The 14,599-nt window shown below is 72.6% G+C and carries 9 protein-coding genes; 5 read left to right on the forward strand and 4 right to left on the reverse strand.

What is annotated here, in order from left to right; translation table 11 throughout:
* Position 1: 1 nt before the first annotated feature.
* Positions 2-2,926 carry an FAD-binding and (Fe-S)-binding domain-containing protein gene (locus ACZ6ZR_RS01420; RefSeq protein ID WP_465638162.1) on the reverse strand — a complete coding sequence of 975 codons (2,925 nt, stop codon included), beginning with the start codon at positions 2,924-2,926 and terminating at the stop codon, positions 2-4.
* A 164-nt stretch (positions 2,927-3,090) separates the two neighbouring features.
* On the opposite strand from ACZ6ZR_RS01420, the gene ACZ6ZR_RS01425 reads away from it, so the two are divergent.
* On the forward strand, positions 3,091-3,504 hold the full coding sequence (locus ACZ6ZR_RS01425; protein ID WP_465638164.1) for a VOC family protein: 414 nt from the start codon (positions 3,091-3,093) through the stop codon (positions 3,502-3,504).
* Between the two features lie 36 nt (positions 3,505-3,540).
* Here the strand turns inward: ACZ6ZR_RS01425 and ACZ6ZR_RS01430 are convergent, their stop codons facing one another.
* On the reverse strand, positions 3,541-4,485 hold the full coding sequence (locus ACZ6ZR_RS01430; protein ID WP_465638166.1) for a quinone oxidoreductase family protein: 945 nt from the start codon (positions 4,483-4,485) through the stop codon (positions 3,541-3,543).
* Positions 4,486-4,595: 110 nt separating this feature from the next.
* Between ACZ6ZR_RS01430 and ACZ6ZR_RS01435 the strand changes: the two genes are divergently transcribed.
* Positions 4,596-5,042, forward strand: a complete 447-nt coding sequence (locus ACZ6ZR_RS01435; RefSeq protein WP_465638168.1) for a MarR family winged helix-turn-helix transcriptional regulator — start codon at positions 4,596-4,598, stop codon at positions 5,040-5,042.
* A 58-nt stretch (positions 5,043-5,100) separates the two neighbouring features.
* On the opposite strand, the gene ACZ6ZR_RS01440 is transcribed toward ACZ6ZR_RS01435, so the two are convergent.
* Positions 5,101-5,466 carry a hypothetical protein gene (locus tag ACZ6ZR_RS01440; protein ID WP_465638170.1) on the reverse strand — a complete coding sequence of 122 codons (366 nt, stop codon included), beginning with the start codon at positions 5,464-5,466 and terminating at the stop codon, positions 5,101-5,103.
* 179 nt (positions 5,467-5,645) lie between these two features.
* Between ACZ6ZR_RS01440 and ACZ6ZR_RS01445 the strand changes: the two genes are divergently transcribed.
* Both ACZ6ZR_RS01445 and ACZ6ZR_RS01450 read left to right on the forward strand, forming a co-directional pair.
* Positions 5,646-7,673 (forward strand): MDR family MFS transporter, encoded by a 2,028-nt coding sequence (locus tag ACZ6ZR_RS01445; RefSeq protein WP_465638172.1) that lies wholly within the window; start codon positions 5,646-5,648, stop codon positions 7,671-7,673.
* Positions 7,674-7,709: 36 nt separating this feature from the next.
* Positions 7,710-8,180 (forward strand): SRPBCC family protein, encoded by a 471-nt coding sequence (locus ACZ6ZR_RS01450; RefSeq protein WP_465638174.1) that lies wholly within the window; start codon positions 7,710-7,712, stop codon positions 8,178-8,180.
* Positions 8,181-8,193: 13 nt separating this feature from the next.
* Here the strand turns inward: ACZ6ZR_RS01450 and ACZ6ZR_RS01455 are convergent, their stop codons facing one another.
* Positions 8,194-9,996: a hypothetical protein gene (locus tag ACZ6ZR_RS01455; RefSeq protein ID WP_465638176.1), complete on the reverse strand. Its 1,803-nt coding sequence runs from the start codon at positions 9,994-9,996 to the stop codon at positions 8,194-8,196.
* Between the two features lie 214 nt (positions 9,997-10,210).
* On the opposite strand from ACZ6ZR_RS01455, the gene ACZ6ZR_RS01460 reads away from it, so the two are divergent.
* Positions 10,211-14,554, forward strand: coding sequence for a discoidin domain-containing protein (locus tag ACZ6ZR_RS01460; protein WP_465638178.1), 4,344 nt, complete (start codon positions 10,211-10,213; stop codon positions 14,552-14,554).
* Positions 14,555-14,599: the final 45 nt, after the last annotated feature.

Consider the following 14,599-nt stretch of genomic DNA (forward strand, 5'->3'; position numbering starts at 1 on the left):
CCTAGGGTCGGGTGGCACGCTCCAGGTCCAGCAGGACGGAGTGGTACGGCCGCCCGGTGGCGTGTTCCATGCCGACCTCGCACATCCGGTTGGCCGAGACGTGGGTGGAGAACTGGCGGGACGTCACCTCGGCGGCCTCGCGGGCGGTGGCGGATTCGGTGAGCTCCCTGTGCAGCATGCCGCGGTCGCCGGCGAAGGCGCAGCAGCCGGCGTCCTCGGGGATCACCACCTCGTCCGCGCATGCGGCGGCCACCGCTCGCAGCTGCGCCTCGTCGCCGAGGTGCTGCATCGAGCAGGTGGGGTGGAGCACGGCGGACTCCACGGTGCGCAGGATCCGCAGCGAGGGGAGGAGCTCGGCGGCCCAGACGACCGAGTCCACCACCGTGAGCCCGGCGTGGAGTTCGCGGTTGGGCTCGGTGAGGAACGGGACCACCTCGTGGGCGATGCCGAGGGTGCAGGAGGAGGCGTCCACCACCAGTGGGCGCTTTCCGCCGCCGGTCCAGCCCCAGGCGGCCTCGACGATCCGGTTGGCCATCAGGACGTTGCCGTCCTCGTAGCCCTTGGAGTGCCAGATGGTGGCGCAGCAGGTGCCGGCCACGTCCTCCGGGATCCAGACCGGCCGGCCCGCCCGCTCGGAGACCGCGACCAGGGCCTCGGGCAGGGTGGGCCCCTGGTGGCCGGCGGGCTCGCCGAAGATGCGGTTGACGCAGGCGGGGTAGTAGACGGCGGCCGCGCCTACCCGGGAGGTGGGCGGCATCCGGCGGGTGGCGGCGCCCGGGATCTCGGGCAGCCACTCGGGCACCAGATCCCGCCGGACCGCCTTGCGGGCGGTTCCGGTGACGGTGGTCAGCAGCCGGTCGGAGATCCGTTCGGCCGCGCCGACGGCGAGCCGGGCGGAGGCCTCGACCTGCTTGAAGCGGGCGGCCAGCAGGGCGGCGGTGCGCTCCTCGCGCGGGCTGTGGCGCTGGTGCCGGAAGTCCCTCATCATCGCGCCGGTGTCGATGCCGACGGGGCAGGCCAGCTTGCAGGTGGAGTCGCCCGCGCAGGTGTCCACGGCGTCGTAGCCGTAGGCGTCGAGGAGCTCCACGGAGACCGGGGAGGATTCCGGCTGTCGCATCAACTCCCGCCGTAGCACGATCCGTTGGCGGGGTGTGGTGGTGAGGTCGGCGCTCGGGCAGGTGGGCTCGCAGAAGCCGCACTCGATGCACGGGTCGGCCACCGGCTCGATCCGCGGGATGGTCTTGAGGCCACGCAGGTGGCCCAGCGGGTCGCGGTCCAGCACCACCCGGGGGGCCAGGATGCCCTGCGGGTCGATGAGTTGCTTGGTCCGCCACATCAACTCGGTGGCCTGCGGCCCCCATTCGAGCTCCAGGAACGGCGCGATGTTGCGCCCGGTGGCGTGCTCGGCCTTGAGCGAGCCGTCGAAGCGTTCGACGGTGAGCTCGCAGAAGGCGGCCATGAAGGCGGCGTAGCGGTCCAGGTCGCCCTGGTCGGCCGGGTCGAAGGAGAGCAGGAAGTGCAGGTTGCCGTGGGCCGCGTGGCCGGCCACGGCGGCGTCGAAGCCGTGCTCCGCCTGGAGCCCGAGCAGCGCCTCGCAGGCCTCGGCCAGCCGGGACGGCGGTACCGCGAAGTCCTCGGTCAGCAGGGTGGTGCCGGGCGGGCGGGCCGAGCCGATCGCGGAGACGAAGGCCTTGCGGGCCTTCCAGTACCCGGCCACGGTGGCGGTGTCCCGGGTGAAGCGGTTGGTCACCGAGGCGGCAGGGGTGGCCAGTTGGAGCTTGCCGAGCAGCTCATCGGCCCGGGCCTCGGCGGCGGTCAGGGCGGCCTCGTCGGGGGTGCGGAACTCCACCAGCAGCGCGGTGGTCTCCTTCGGCACGGTGGCCCAGTCGGCCGGGACGCCGGCCACCGCGGCGGAGGCGCGCAGGGTGTTGCCGTCCATCAGCTCGACTGCCAGCGCCCCGGCCTCGGTGAAGAGCGGGACGGCGGCCGCGGCCTCCCGGAGCGAGGGGAAGAAGAGCAGACCGGCCGAGGCCAGGCGGTGCAGCGGCAGGGTGTCGAAGACCGTCTCCGCGACGAAGCCGAAGGTGCCCTCGGAGCCGACCATCAGGCCGCGCAGGATCCGGACGGGGGTGTCCCCGTCCAGGAAGGCGTCCAGCCGGTAGCCGTTGGTGTTCTTGATCTCGTACTTGGCGCGGATCCGCGCCACCAGCGCCGGATCGGCCTCGATCTCCGCCTTGAGCGCCAACAGGCCTTCGCAGAGCGCCGGTTCGCGTTCGGCCAGCTTCCGGTCGGCCTCCGGTTCGGCGGTGTCCAGCACGGTTCCGGAGGGGAGCACGACGGTGAGCGAGGCCAGGGTGCGGTAGGAGTTGCGGGTGGTGCCGGCGGTCATGCCGGAGGCGTTGTTGGCCACCACGCCGCCGAGGGTGGCGGCGATCGCGCTGGCCGGGTCGGGGCCGAGCACCCGGCCGTGCCGGGCGAGCGCGGCGTTGGCCCGGGCCACCGTGGTGCCGGGGCGGATCCGGGCCCGCTCGGCCCCTTCGCCCTCGACGGTGATCCCGGCCCAGTGCCGCCGCACGTCCATCAGGATGTCCTCGCCCTGGGCCTGCCCGTTGAGGCTCGTCCCGCCCGCCCGGAGCACCACCTGACGGCCCTTCCGGTGGGCGTAGGCGAAGACCGCCGAGACGTCGGAGACGGTCTCGGCGATCACCACCACCTGCGGCACGAAGCGGTACGGGCTGGCGTCCGAGGCGTACCGGACCAGGTCGGAGACCTTGCTCAGCACCTTGCCGGGCCCGAGCAGCGCGACCAGGTCGTCGCGCAGCCCGGCCGGGGTGCCCCCGGCCCGCCCGTCGGCCACCCGGTCACCCGCCGGGGTGGTCGGTGCGGTGGGCCTCAGCGCGTTCGGGTCCGGCTCCAGCAGCGGCATGACGCGACACCCTCTCCTCGTCCGAACGGCTCCGCCCATCTCTACACGAGGGCGGGCCGGGCACCAACACGCCCGGCCGACGGCCCCGTTCGAGGTGTGGCCCGGGCACGGTGGTGCCAAGCTCGGTTCTGTCCCACCGAGCCGCGACAGAAACGGGCAGCGCCATGCCTACGATGATCTTCGTCAATCTCCCCGTGCGTGACCTGGACCGGTCGCTCGCCTTCTTCGAGAAGGTGGGGTACGAGCCCAACCCACAGTTCACCGACGAGACCGCCGCCTGTCTGGTGGTCAGCGACAGCATCTTCGTGATGGCGCTGACCGAGGCGAAGTTCAAGGAGTTCACCAAGAAGGACCTGGCCGACACCAACACCACCACCGAGGTGATCCTCGCCCTGACCGCGGAGAGCCGCGAGGAGGTGGACCAGGTGGTGGACCGGGCGATCGCGGCGGGGGCGGGCCCGGCCAACGACCCGATGGACCTCGGCTTCATGTACAGCCGCAGCTTCCACGACCTGGACGGCCACATGTGGGAGTACGTCTGGATGGACCCGGACGCGGCGGCCCCGCACGAGGCGTAGCGGCCTCCCCTCGGAGCCCTCGGAGCCGACGGGGCGTCAGGGGGTGAGGACGACCTTGCCGAGGTTGGCCCGGGCCTCGATCACGGCGTGCGCCCGGGCCGCCTGGGCCAGCGGCAGCCGGGCGTGCACGGCGGCCCGCAGCCGGCCGGCCAGCGCCAGCTCCCAGAGCTGCTCGCCGTGCAGGCGGTAGAGCTCCGGGTGGGTGCGGACGAAGCGGGACATGGAGTGGCCGATGACGGTCTTGCCGCCGGCCAGCAGGTCGTACGCGGGCAGGGTGCCGCCGCCGGAGGAGAAGTAGACCATCCGGCCGCCGGGGACCACCGCGTCCAGCGTCCGGGGGAGCAGTTCGCCGCCGACGCCGTCCAGCACCACGTCGGCCGGCTCGCCCCACTTCTCGTCCTCGTACAGCACCACCTCGTCGGCGCCCAGGCCGCGGACGAACTCGGCCTTGGCCGGCGAGCTCACCACGCCCACCACCCGGCGCACCCCGCGCAGCTTGGCCAGCTGCACCAGCAGGTGCCCGACGCCGCCGGCCGCGGCGGTCACCAGGACCGACTCCTCGGGGTGCGGCGAGGCGGTGGCCAGCACGGCGAGCGCCACCTGGCCGTTGCGGCGCAGCGCGAGCGCCTGCTCGGTCTCCAGCTTCGGCGGGATCCGCTCCGTCAGGGCGGCCGGGACGACGGCCAGTTCGGCGTACGCCTCGTCGAAGGCGAGCGAGACCACCCGCTCGCCGATCGCGAAGCCCTCGACCCCGGGGCCGCCCGCGACCACCCGGCCGGCCACCTCGCCGCCGATCACCCCGGCCCCCTCCGGCAGCGGCCCGGCGGCGCCGGTGCCCCGCACCTTCCGGACGCCGGGGAGGCTGACGCCGATCACTTCGGTGCGCACCAGCAGCTCGCCCGGGCCGGGCTCGGGCACCTCACCCCGCTCGACCCTGAGCACCTCCGGGTCCCCGTACGCGTGGAAGCGGACCCGTCGCATCAGGACCTCCCTGGATCGTCATCGTTGGTGTACCCAACGGACTTGTCGGCGTCCCCACGGTATACCTAGATCATGGGGAGGTCCAACGATCATCCGGCTAGGCTTGTCTCGTGAACCAACCACCGCAGGCCCCCGACGCGATCCGGACCCTCCCGAGCTGGCTGCTCGGCCGGGCCTCGGCCCGGGGCCACCGGCTGGTCGGCGAGGCGCTGGCCCTGGCGGGGCTGCGGATGCCGCAGTACGCGGTGCTGGCCGCCGTCGCCGAACTGGCGCCCGTCTCCCAGGCGGAGCTCAGCCGCAGCACCGGGATCGACCCCAAGGACATGGTCGCCCTGGTCGGCGAGCTGCAGGACGACGGACTGGTCGAGCGCGCGCCCGACACCAGGGACCGGCGCAAGAACGTCATCACCCTCGCCCCGGCCGGGGCCCGGCGGCTGCGCCGCGGCGACCAGCTCTGCCGGGAGGCCAACGACGAACTGACCGTCGCCCTCAGCTCGGCCGAGCGGGACCAACTGGCCGAGCTGCTGGCCAGGTTGGTCCGCTCCGGCGAGCTCTGACCGGCCCGGCCGCGGCGCACCGTCGGCCCGTCCGCTCCGGCGCTGGCCAGCGCAGGTATCAGCGCAGGTAGCCGTCGAGCAGCGCGGCCTCGGCACGGAGCCGGGCGGCCGGCTCCTCGCGGCCCAGCAGCTCGTACTCGGCGGCCGCCTCCTCCCGCTCGGTCCGCTCGGCCCGGACGATCGCCGCCACGTCCGCCTCGGTGAGCACACGGCGCTCGGCCTCGGCGGCCCCGGCCCCGAGCGGCAGCGCCTCGATCGCCAGCGGGCCGGCGGCCTCCGGCGCCGGGACGGCCTCGGCGTTCTCGATCGCGCCGAGGGTGGCGCGCAGCACCGAGGCGGCGGCGCGGTCACGGGACTTGAGGGCGGTGGTCAGTCCGGAGCGCAGCTGCTCGCGGAGCGGGGCCGGGGCGGAGGTCGTCGACATACCGTCAGACCCTAGGCAGCGGACGGGCGCCGACGCGAGCGGGTTTCGGGTGCGGGCCCCGGGGGCGACGCCGGGGTGACCGCCGGGCGTAGCGGGTCACCCGGTCCGCCGCCTGCGGTGGCGGACCGGCGCCACCGGCCCAAGGCTGGCGGTACCTGTCAGCCCGAACGGGAGGCCGTGTGTCCGCCACCGCCGTCGCCGAAGCGTCCAAGGCCCCACCGACGCTGAGCCGCCGTCAGACCAACGTGGTCTTCGCGACCATCGTGCTCGGCATGCTGATGGCCGCGCTGGACCAGACGATCGTCTCCACCGCGCTGCCCACCATCGTGGCCGAGCTGGGCGGCGGCGGGCACATGGCCTGGGTGGTGACGGCGTACCTGCTGGCCGAGACGGTGGCCACGGTGCTGGTCGGCAAGTTCGGCGACCTGTTCGGCCGCAAGATCGTCTTCCAGGTCAGCGCGGTGGTCTTCGTCGCCGGCTCGGTGGTCTCCGGCGCGGCCAACGGGATGCTGCTGCTGATCGTCGGCCGCGCCGTCCAGGGCATCGGCGGCGGCGGGCTGATGGTGACCGCGATGGCGCTGATCGCCGACGTCATCCCGCTGCGCGAGCGCGGCAAGTACCAGGGCGCGCTGGGCGCGGTCTTCGGGGTGACCACGGTGGTGGGCCCGACCCTGGGTGGTCTCTTCACCGACCACGCCTCCTGGCGCTGGTGCTTCTACGTCAACGTGCCGATCGCGGTCGTCATGGTGCTGATGGCCGCCCGGACCATCCCGGCGGTGCGGGCGGCCGTCCGGCCGGTGATCGACTACGCCGGCATCGTGCTGATCGCGCTCGGCGCCTCGGGCCTGGTGCTCGGGCTGGAGTGGGGCGGCAACGAGTACGCCTGGGGCTCGCCGGTGATCATCGGGCTGTTCGTCGGCTCGGTGCTGCTGCTGGTGGGCTTCGTGGTGGTGGAGTTCCGGGCCGAGGAACCGATGCTGCCGATGCACCTGTTCCGGAACTCGGTCTTCACGGTCTGCTCGATCCTCTCCTTCATCGTCGGCTTCGCCATGCTCGGCGCGATGACCTACCTGCCCACCTACCTGCAGTTCGTGGACGGGGTCTCGGCCACCATGTCGGGCGTCCGGACGCTGCCGATGGTGGCCGGCCTGCTCGGCACCTCGATGCTCTCGGGCGTGGTGGTCAGCCGCACCGGCAGGTACCGGATCTTCCCGATTCTGGGCACCGGCGTGATGGCGGCCGGCCTCTGGACGATGTCCACCATGGGCCCGGGCACCGGGGTCTGGCTGGAGTCGCTGTACATGCTGGTGCTCGGCCTGGGCATTGGGCTGGCCATGCAGGTGCTCACCATCGCGGTGCAGAACACCGTGCCGTACCACGAACTGGGCACCGCCACCTCGGGCGTGACCTTCTTCCGGACGCTGGGCAGCTCCTTCGGGACGGCGGTCTTCGGCACCCTGTTCAGCAGCCGGTTGACGCCCAACCTGACGGAGGCCTTCGCCCAGCAGCCCTCCGTCCCGCCGGCTGCGGTGCAGAGCCCGGCCGGGCTGGAAGCGCTGCCCGCCGAGCAGGCCGCGCCCTTCGTCACCGCCTACGCCGACACGGTGAACTACGTCTTCCAATGGGTGGTGCCGGTCGCCCTGGTCGGCTTCGTGGTCGCCTGGTTCCTCAAGGAGGTCCCGCTGCGCGACAGCGCCCGGGCCGGGGCCGGGGACATCGGCGAGGGCTTCGGCGCGCCGGACTCGGCGGACGCGGACCGGCAGTTGGAGCGGGCGGTGTCCAATCTGCTGCGCAAGACCAAGGGGCGCCAGGCCGTCAAGGAGCGCATCCTGGCCGACTCCGGCACCGTGCTGACGCCCGGTCAGGCCTGGGCGGTCGGGCAGGTCTACTGGCGCGGCCGGTACGGCGGGGGAGCGGACGTGGAGTCGATCGCGGTCGCCCACCACGTGCCGGGCGAGGTGCTGGAGCCCGCCTTCGAGAAGGTGGTGGACAGCGGCCACGTGACGGCCGCGGACGGCCGGCTCGTCCTCACCCCGGCCGGGCAGGCCGAGGTGGACCGGATCGGCGAGGCCTGGCGGCAGTGGCTGGGCCACCACCTGGACGACTGGGACGTCACCGACCCGGAGGACCGGGCCCGCCTCGACCGGGCGATCGAGACCATGGCGGCCCGGCTCTACCAGGAGGAGCAGGAACACGCCCCGGCGTGACGGGGGCGGCGGGCCCCGAGGGCGCATGATCGTGCCATGGAGAGACTGGAGCTGACCCACGAGCCCGCCGCCTACGCCTGCATGATGGTCCGTCGCCCGGCGGCGGAGGTCTTCGCGGCCTTCGCCGACCCGGCGGTGACCACCCGGGTCTGGTACACCCGCAGCAGCGGGCCGATGGCCGAGGGCGCCGAGCTGACCTGGGAGTGGGCCACCTACGGGGTCTCGGTCGAGGTCCGGGTCCGGGAGGCGGTCGACCACCGGATGATCCGCTTCGAGTGGGGCAACTACGACCAGCCGACCAGCGTGGAGCTGACCTTCACGCCCCGCACGGCGGAGACCACCTTCGTTGAGGTCACCGAGACCGGCTTCACCGGCACCGGCGACGAGGCCGTGCGCTGGGTCAACGACACCGTCGGCGGCTTCACCACGGTGCTCTGCGCGGTCAAGGCCCTGCTGGAGCACGGCATCGAGCTCAACGCCGTCCCGGACCACCACCCGGCGGCCTGAGGGGCCCGGGCGTTCAGGAGCCGAGGTGCAGGCGCTTCCTCAGGCGGGCCAGCCGGCCCGGCCGCTGACGGCCGGTCAGCTCCTGGAAGGCCGGATCGCCTCTCAGGGCGCTCAGGCACGGGTCGGCCCAGGCCTCCTTCCACTCCTCGGGGGTGACCAGCGCGAAGCGCAGGTCCTGCAGCGCCCGGGCGAGACCCTCCCCGTCCCGGCCGCGTTCGGCGAGCTGCGCCTCCACACAGGCGTAGTCGTAGGCGAGCCGGGGGGTGAGCGCCGTGCGCCCGGGCAGCGGGAGGGGCTTCTTCCGCCCCCGATCCGCGTCCAGCTGGTGGCGGAACAGCACGGCGGTGGGCGCGAGGTGTGCGGCCATCCGCCGGACGGCCCGGTCCCGGTCGGACCGCCGGTGGTCGAGGGCGGTCTCGAAGGCCGTGCACCACTGCCCGGCCCGCATGCGCAGCTCCACCCGACGGACGCGGTCGGTGCAGGCGGCGTACAGGTTGAGCCACTGCACCGTGCAGTTGTGCAGCTCGCGCAGGAGCAGCAGCGGCCGGTCGGGCCGGATCGCCCCGGTCTCCGCGTCCAGCTGCTCGGCGAAGGCCAGGTGGGCGGGCGAGCCGACGGGATGGCGGTCGCGCAGCGCGCGCAGGTACTGGATGCGGGCGAGCCGGTACTCCGGGCCCTGGTCGACGGCTTCGGCGAGCAGCCGGACGTGGTCCTCCCCGGGGTCTAGCAGGGCCTTGCCGGTGGCGATCACCTGGAGGGTGACGCTCTTCCAGTCCTGCGCGTCGCACAGGGCCGGGCGGAGGCGGGGGTGGACCTGGGAGAGCTGCACCAGGACGTAGGCGGCCGCACCGGTGAGCAGCTGGGCCTTGGCCCGGCCGGTCTGCTCGGGCGTGGCCTTCTCCGGGAGCGGCGGGAGGCCGAGGTCCGGGCGGCTGAAGATGGTGCTGCCGGCGTGCCGCTCGTTGCGGCTCAGGCCGATGGTGATCCGGTTCTCGTCCACGACGGACGCCCTGACCCGCCAGGTCAGGTCGGGGCGCAGGGTGTGGACGATCCGGGCGACGGCGGAGGCCAGTTTGCCCTGCGGCAGGGTGTCCAGGTCGGTGCCGGAGAGCGCGGAGAGCCTGGTGCCGGGGATGTGAAGGGTGCTCAGGGCCGTCGGCGCCTCCAGGCCGAGCGTCTGGAGCCGGGCCACCAGGTAGTCGGTGTCGGTCGCGCTGGTGGTGCCGTCGGCGGACCGGACCTCGATCTGCAAGCGCAGGCTCTGGCCGAGTGATGCGGCCGTGATCAGTACGCCCTGGAGGGTCAACGCCAGGTAGGCGCCCAGGAGTTGGAGCTCGACCGAACCGAGCAGGAAGAACAGTGAGCCCGCCCAGGCGAAGGCGAGCCCGCCCAGCAGCCACCACCAGTGGGTGCGCAGCGACAGCTGGGCGTCCAGGTCGCCCCGCCGCAGGCGGGCGGCGGTTAGCAGGGCCAGGGCGGTCAGCGCCGTCGGCGCCGCGGGCAGCCAGCAGCCCCAGGGGGACAGCGCCTCGGGGGAGAACGGCGTGAACATCGGGTAGACGGCCAGCAGCACGGCCGAGGCGAACAGCATCGCCACCCCGAGGCAGGCCGCCGCCCGGCGCAGCCCGTCGGGCCAGGCGACGGCCGGGACCCGGACCACGGTCCTGGTCAGCAGCCCGCTCAGCACGGCGAGCACCGCCAGGGTGATCAGCGCCGGGGCGACCATCCTGCCGAGCGGGAGGAGCCAGTGGGCGTAGAAGTCGTCCCACGCGGCGACCCCGTCGGGCAAGGGGTTGTCGTAGCCGGGCATGCTCATCGGCCCACCTCCGCGGCCACGTTACGTGTACGCACGTGCTTCCTCCGGCGCGACACGTCGGCAGGTCCCCCGGGTGCCGGTGTGGAGCGGATGCACGTCGGCTTGTTTCCCGTCCGTTGACACCTTTGACACGCCTCTGCAACTCTTTGGTGCTCTCACGCAAAAAATGAACAAAGAGATGTCTTTTTCTCTACTGCAGAAACAGAGGAAAGTCATGAGACCACCGCAGCGCATCCTCCCCCGGCTGACGGCGACGTCGGTCGCGCTGGGCATGCTCCTGCTCGCCGGGCCCGTCCTGTCGACCCACGCGGCGGGCGGCCCCAACCTCGCCGCCGGGCGGACGGTGACCGCGAGCAGTGCCAACGGCCAGTACGTGGCCGGGAACGTCAACGACGGGAACCAGGCCAGCTACTGGGAGAGCGGCAACGGCGCCCTCCCCCAGTGGGTCCAGGTGGACCTGGGCTCCACGGCCTCGATCGACCAGGTGGCGCTCAAGCTGCCGGCCGGCTGGGGCAGCCGCAGCGAGACCCTGACGGTGCTCGGCTCCACCGACGGGAGCACCTTCTCGCCGCTCGTCGCCTCGGCCGCCTACGTCTTCGACCCGGACTCGGGGAACACCGTACGGATCAACTTCGGTGCGGTGAGCGCCCGTTGGGTACGCGTCCAGGTCGCGGCCAACAGCGCCTGGCCGGCCGCCCAGTTCTCCGAGTTCGAGGTCTACGGGGCCGTCGCCGGCTCGGCCGACCTGCTCCGGGGGCGGACGGTGACCGCGAGCAGTGCCAACGGCCAGTACGTGGCCGGGAACGTCAACGACGCCAACCAGGCCAGCTACTGGGAGAGTTCCTCCGGGTCCTTCCCGCAGTGGATCCAGGGTGACCTGGGCTCGGCCGTGCAGGTGAACCGGCTGGTGCTCAAGCTGCCGAGCGGCTGGGAGCAGCGCAGTCAGACGCTCACCGTGCAGGGCTCCACCGACGGCGGGACCTTCACGGAGGTGCTGGCAGCGGCCGCCTACAGCTTCGACCCGGCGGCGGGGAACGTCGTCACGGTCTCGCTGCCCACCACCACGGCCCGCCACCTGCGGCTGCTGTTCGGCGCCAACTCGGCCTGGCCGGCCGCCCAGCTGTCGGAGTTCGAGGCCTACGGGCCGGTCGGCGGCGACACCCAGGCGCCGACGGCTCCCGGCAACCTGACGTACAGCCAGCCCGAGACCGGCAAGATCCGCCTCGCCTGGACGGCCGCGACCGACAACGTCGGGGTGAGCGGCTACGACGTGTACGCCAACGGGCAGCTGGCCGCCTCGGTGGCGAGCTCCGTGCTGACCTGGACCGACACCCGGCCCGCCACCGAGAGCGTCACCTACGCGGTGCGGGCCAAGGACGCGGCGGGGAACCAGTCCAACCCGAGCGCCCCGGTGACCCGCCCCGGTGAGAACCCCGGCGACACCGTGAAGCCGACCGCGCCCGGGAACCTCGCCTACACCGAGCCCGCGGCCGGGCAGATCCGGCTGACCTGGGACGCCTCGACCGACAACGTCGGCGTGACGGGCTACGAGGTCTACGCCGACGGGCAGTTGAAGGCGAGCGTGGCCGCCACCGTCCGGACCTGGACCGACAGCCAGCCCGTCTCCGCCACCGTGACCTACACCGTGCGGGCCAAGGACGCGGCGGGCAACCTCTCCGACCCGAGCACGGGCGTCACCCGCCCCGGGGACCCGGGCCCCCCCGGCAGCAACCTGGCCGGCGGCAAGCCGATCGAGGCCTCCGGGCAGGCCTGGACCTTCGCCCCGGCCAACGCCAACGACAACAACACCGCCACCTACTGGGAGGGGAACGGCGGTGCGTACCCCAACACCCTGACGGTGAAGCTGGGTTCGGACGCCGACCTGCAGCGGGTGGTACTCAAGCTGAACCCCGACGCCGCCTGGGGCGCCCGCACCCAGAACATCCAGGTGCTCGGCCGGGCCGACGGCGCCACCGGCTTCACCAGCCTCAAGGCCGCCGCCGACTACCGCTTCGACCCGGCGAGCGGGGCCAACGCGGTGACCGTCCCGGTCACCGGCCGGGCCTCCGACGTGCAGCTGAGGATCACCGCCAACTCCGGTGCCCCGGCCGGGCAGGTGGCCGAGTACCAGGTCATCGGCACCCCCGCGCCCAACCCCGACCTCACCGTCACCGACGTCTCCTGGACCCCGGGGACGCCGAACGAGACCACCGCGATCACGCTGCGCGCCACCGTGAAGAACGTCGGGAACCTGCCCTCGCCCGCCGACACCGTCGACTTCCTGCTCGGCGGCGCGCTCGCCGACAGCGTCGCCGTCCCGGCGCTGGCCGCCGGTGAGTCGGCGACCGTCTCGAAGTCGATCGGCACCCGCCCGCAGGGCACCTACCTGCCGAGCGCCCGGGTGGACGCCGACAACTCGGTCCGGGAGCGGAACGAGGACAACAACCTGCTGGCGGCCGCCGGCCCGATCACCGTTTCCCAGGCCCCCGGCCCGGACCTCGAGGTGCTGGACGTCACCCCGAACTCGGCCAGCCCGGCCGCCGGTGCGTCCACCTCCTTCACCGTCCAGCTGCGCAACCGGGGCATCGACCCGGCCCCGGCCGGTGTCACCCGGCTCACCGTCGGCACCGCCACGCTGAACACCGCCACCCCGGCCATCGCCGCCGGACAGACCGTCAGCCTCCCGGTGACCGGAACCTGGACGGCCGTCAGCGGCGGCGCGACGATCACCGTCACGGCGGACGCCACCGGCACCGCCGCCGAGACCAACGAGAACAACAACGTGCTCGCCAAGCCGATCGTGGTCGGCCGGGGTGCCGCCGCGCCGTACACCTCCTACGAGGCCGAGGACGGCGCCTACCAGGGCGAGTTGCTCCAGGCGGACGCCGTCCGCACCTTCGGGCACACCAACTTCGCCGCCGAGTCCTCCGGCCGCAAGTCCGTCCGGCTGACCACCACCGGCCAGTACGTCGAGATCACCTCCACGGTGCCGACCAACTCGATCGTGGTCCGGAACTCCGTCCCGGACGCCCCCGGTGGCGGCGGCACCGACACCACGCTCAGCCTGTACGCCAACGGCGTCTTCGTTCAGAAGCTCCAACTCTCCTCGAAGCACAGCTGGTTGTACGGCACCACCGACCAGCCCGAGGGTCTGACCCAGACCCCGCAGGCGGACGCCCGCCGGCTCTTCGACGAGGCGCACGCCCTGCTCCCGCAGAGCTACCCGGCCGGCACCAGGCTGCGGCTGCAGAAGGACGCGGGTGACACCGCCGCGTTCTACGCCCTCGACCTGATCGACCTGGAGCAGGTCGCCCCGCCGACCGCCAAGCCGGCCGAGTGCACCTCGATCGCCGACTTCGGAGCCGTCCCGAACGACGGGCTGGACGACAGCGCGGCGATCCAGGCCGCCGTGACGGCCGATCAGAACGGCACCATCTCCTGCGTCTGGATCCCGGCGGGCCAGTGGCGCCAGGAGAAGAAGGTCCTCACCGACGACCCGCTGAACCGCGGGATGTACAACCAGGTGGGCATCCGGGACGTGACGATCCGGGGCGCCGGCATGTGGCACTCGCAGCTCTACTCGCTGATCGAGCCGCAGAACGCCACCGGCTCCATCAACCACCCGCACGAGGGCAACTTCGGCTTCGACATCGACGACAACACCCAGATCTCCGACATCGCGATCTTCGGCTCCGGCCGGATCCGCGGCGCCTCCGACGGCTCGGAGGGCGGCGTCGCCCTGAACGGCCGGTTCGGGAAGAACACGAGGATCAGCAACGTCTGGATCGAGCACTCCAACGTCGGTGTCTGGGTCGGCCGCGACTACGACAACATCCCGGACCTCTGGGGCCCGGCCGACGGCCTGCAGTTCAGCGGCATGCGGATCCGCGACACCTACGCCGACGGGATCAACTTCTCCAACGGCACCCGCAACTCGACGGTCTTCAACTCCACCTTCCGCACCACCGGCGACGACGCGATGGCCGTGTGGGCCAACAAGTACGTCAAGAACACCTCGGTGGACGTCGGTCACGACAACGCCTTCGTCAACAACACCGTCCAACTCCCCTGGCGGGCAACGGGCATCGCGGTCTACGGCGGCTACGGCAACCGGATCGAGAACAACCTGGTGTACGACACCGCCAACTACCCCGGCATCATGCTGGCCACCGACCACGACCCGCTGCCCTTCTCCGGGCAGACGCTGATCGCCAACAACGCGATCTACCGCAGCGGCGGCGCGTTCTGGAACGAGGCCCAGGAGTTCGGCGCGCTCACGCTCTTCGCCGCCAACCAGGACATCCCGGGAGTGGTCATCCGGGACACCGAGATCCACGACTCCACCTACGACGGCATCCAGTTCAAGACCGGCGGCGGCACGATCCCCGACGTGAGGATCACCAACGTCCGGATCGACAGGTCGAACAACGGCGCGGGCATCCTGGCGATGTCCGGCGCCCGGGGCAGCGCGACCCTCACGGGCGTGACGGTCGCCAACTCCGCGAAGGGTGACGTGGTCCGCCAGCCCGGCACCAGCTTCACCTTCACCAACGGATAGGCGGGCCCGAAGAGCTGACGGGGCGTCACCCGGACCGTACGGTCC

It is taken from the genome of Kitasatospora sp. NPDC088742, from assembly GCF_055584905.1.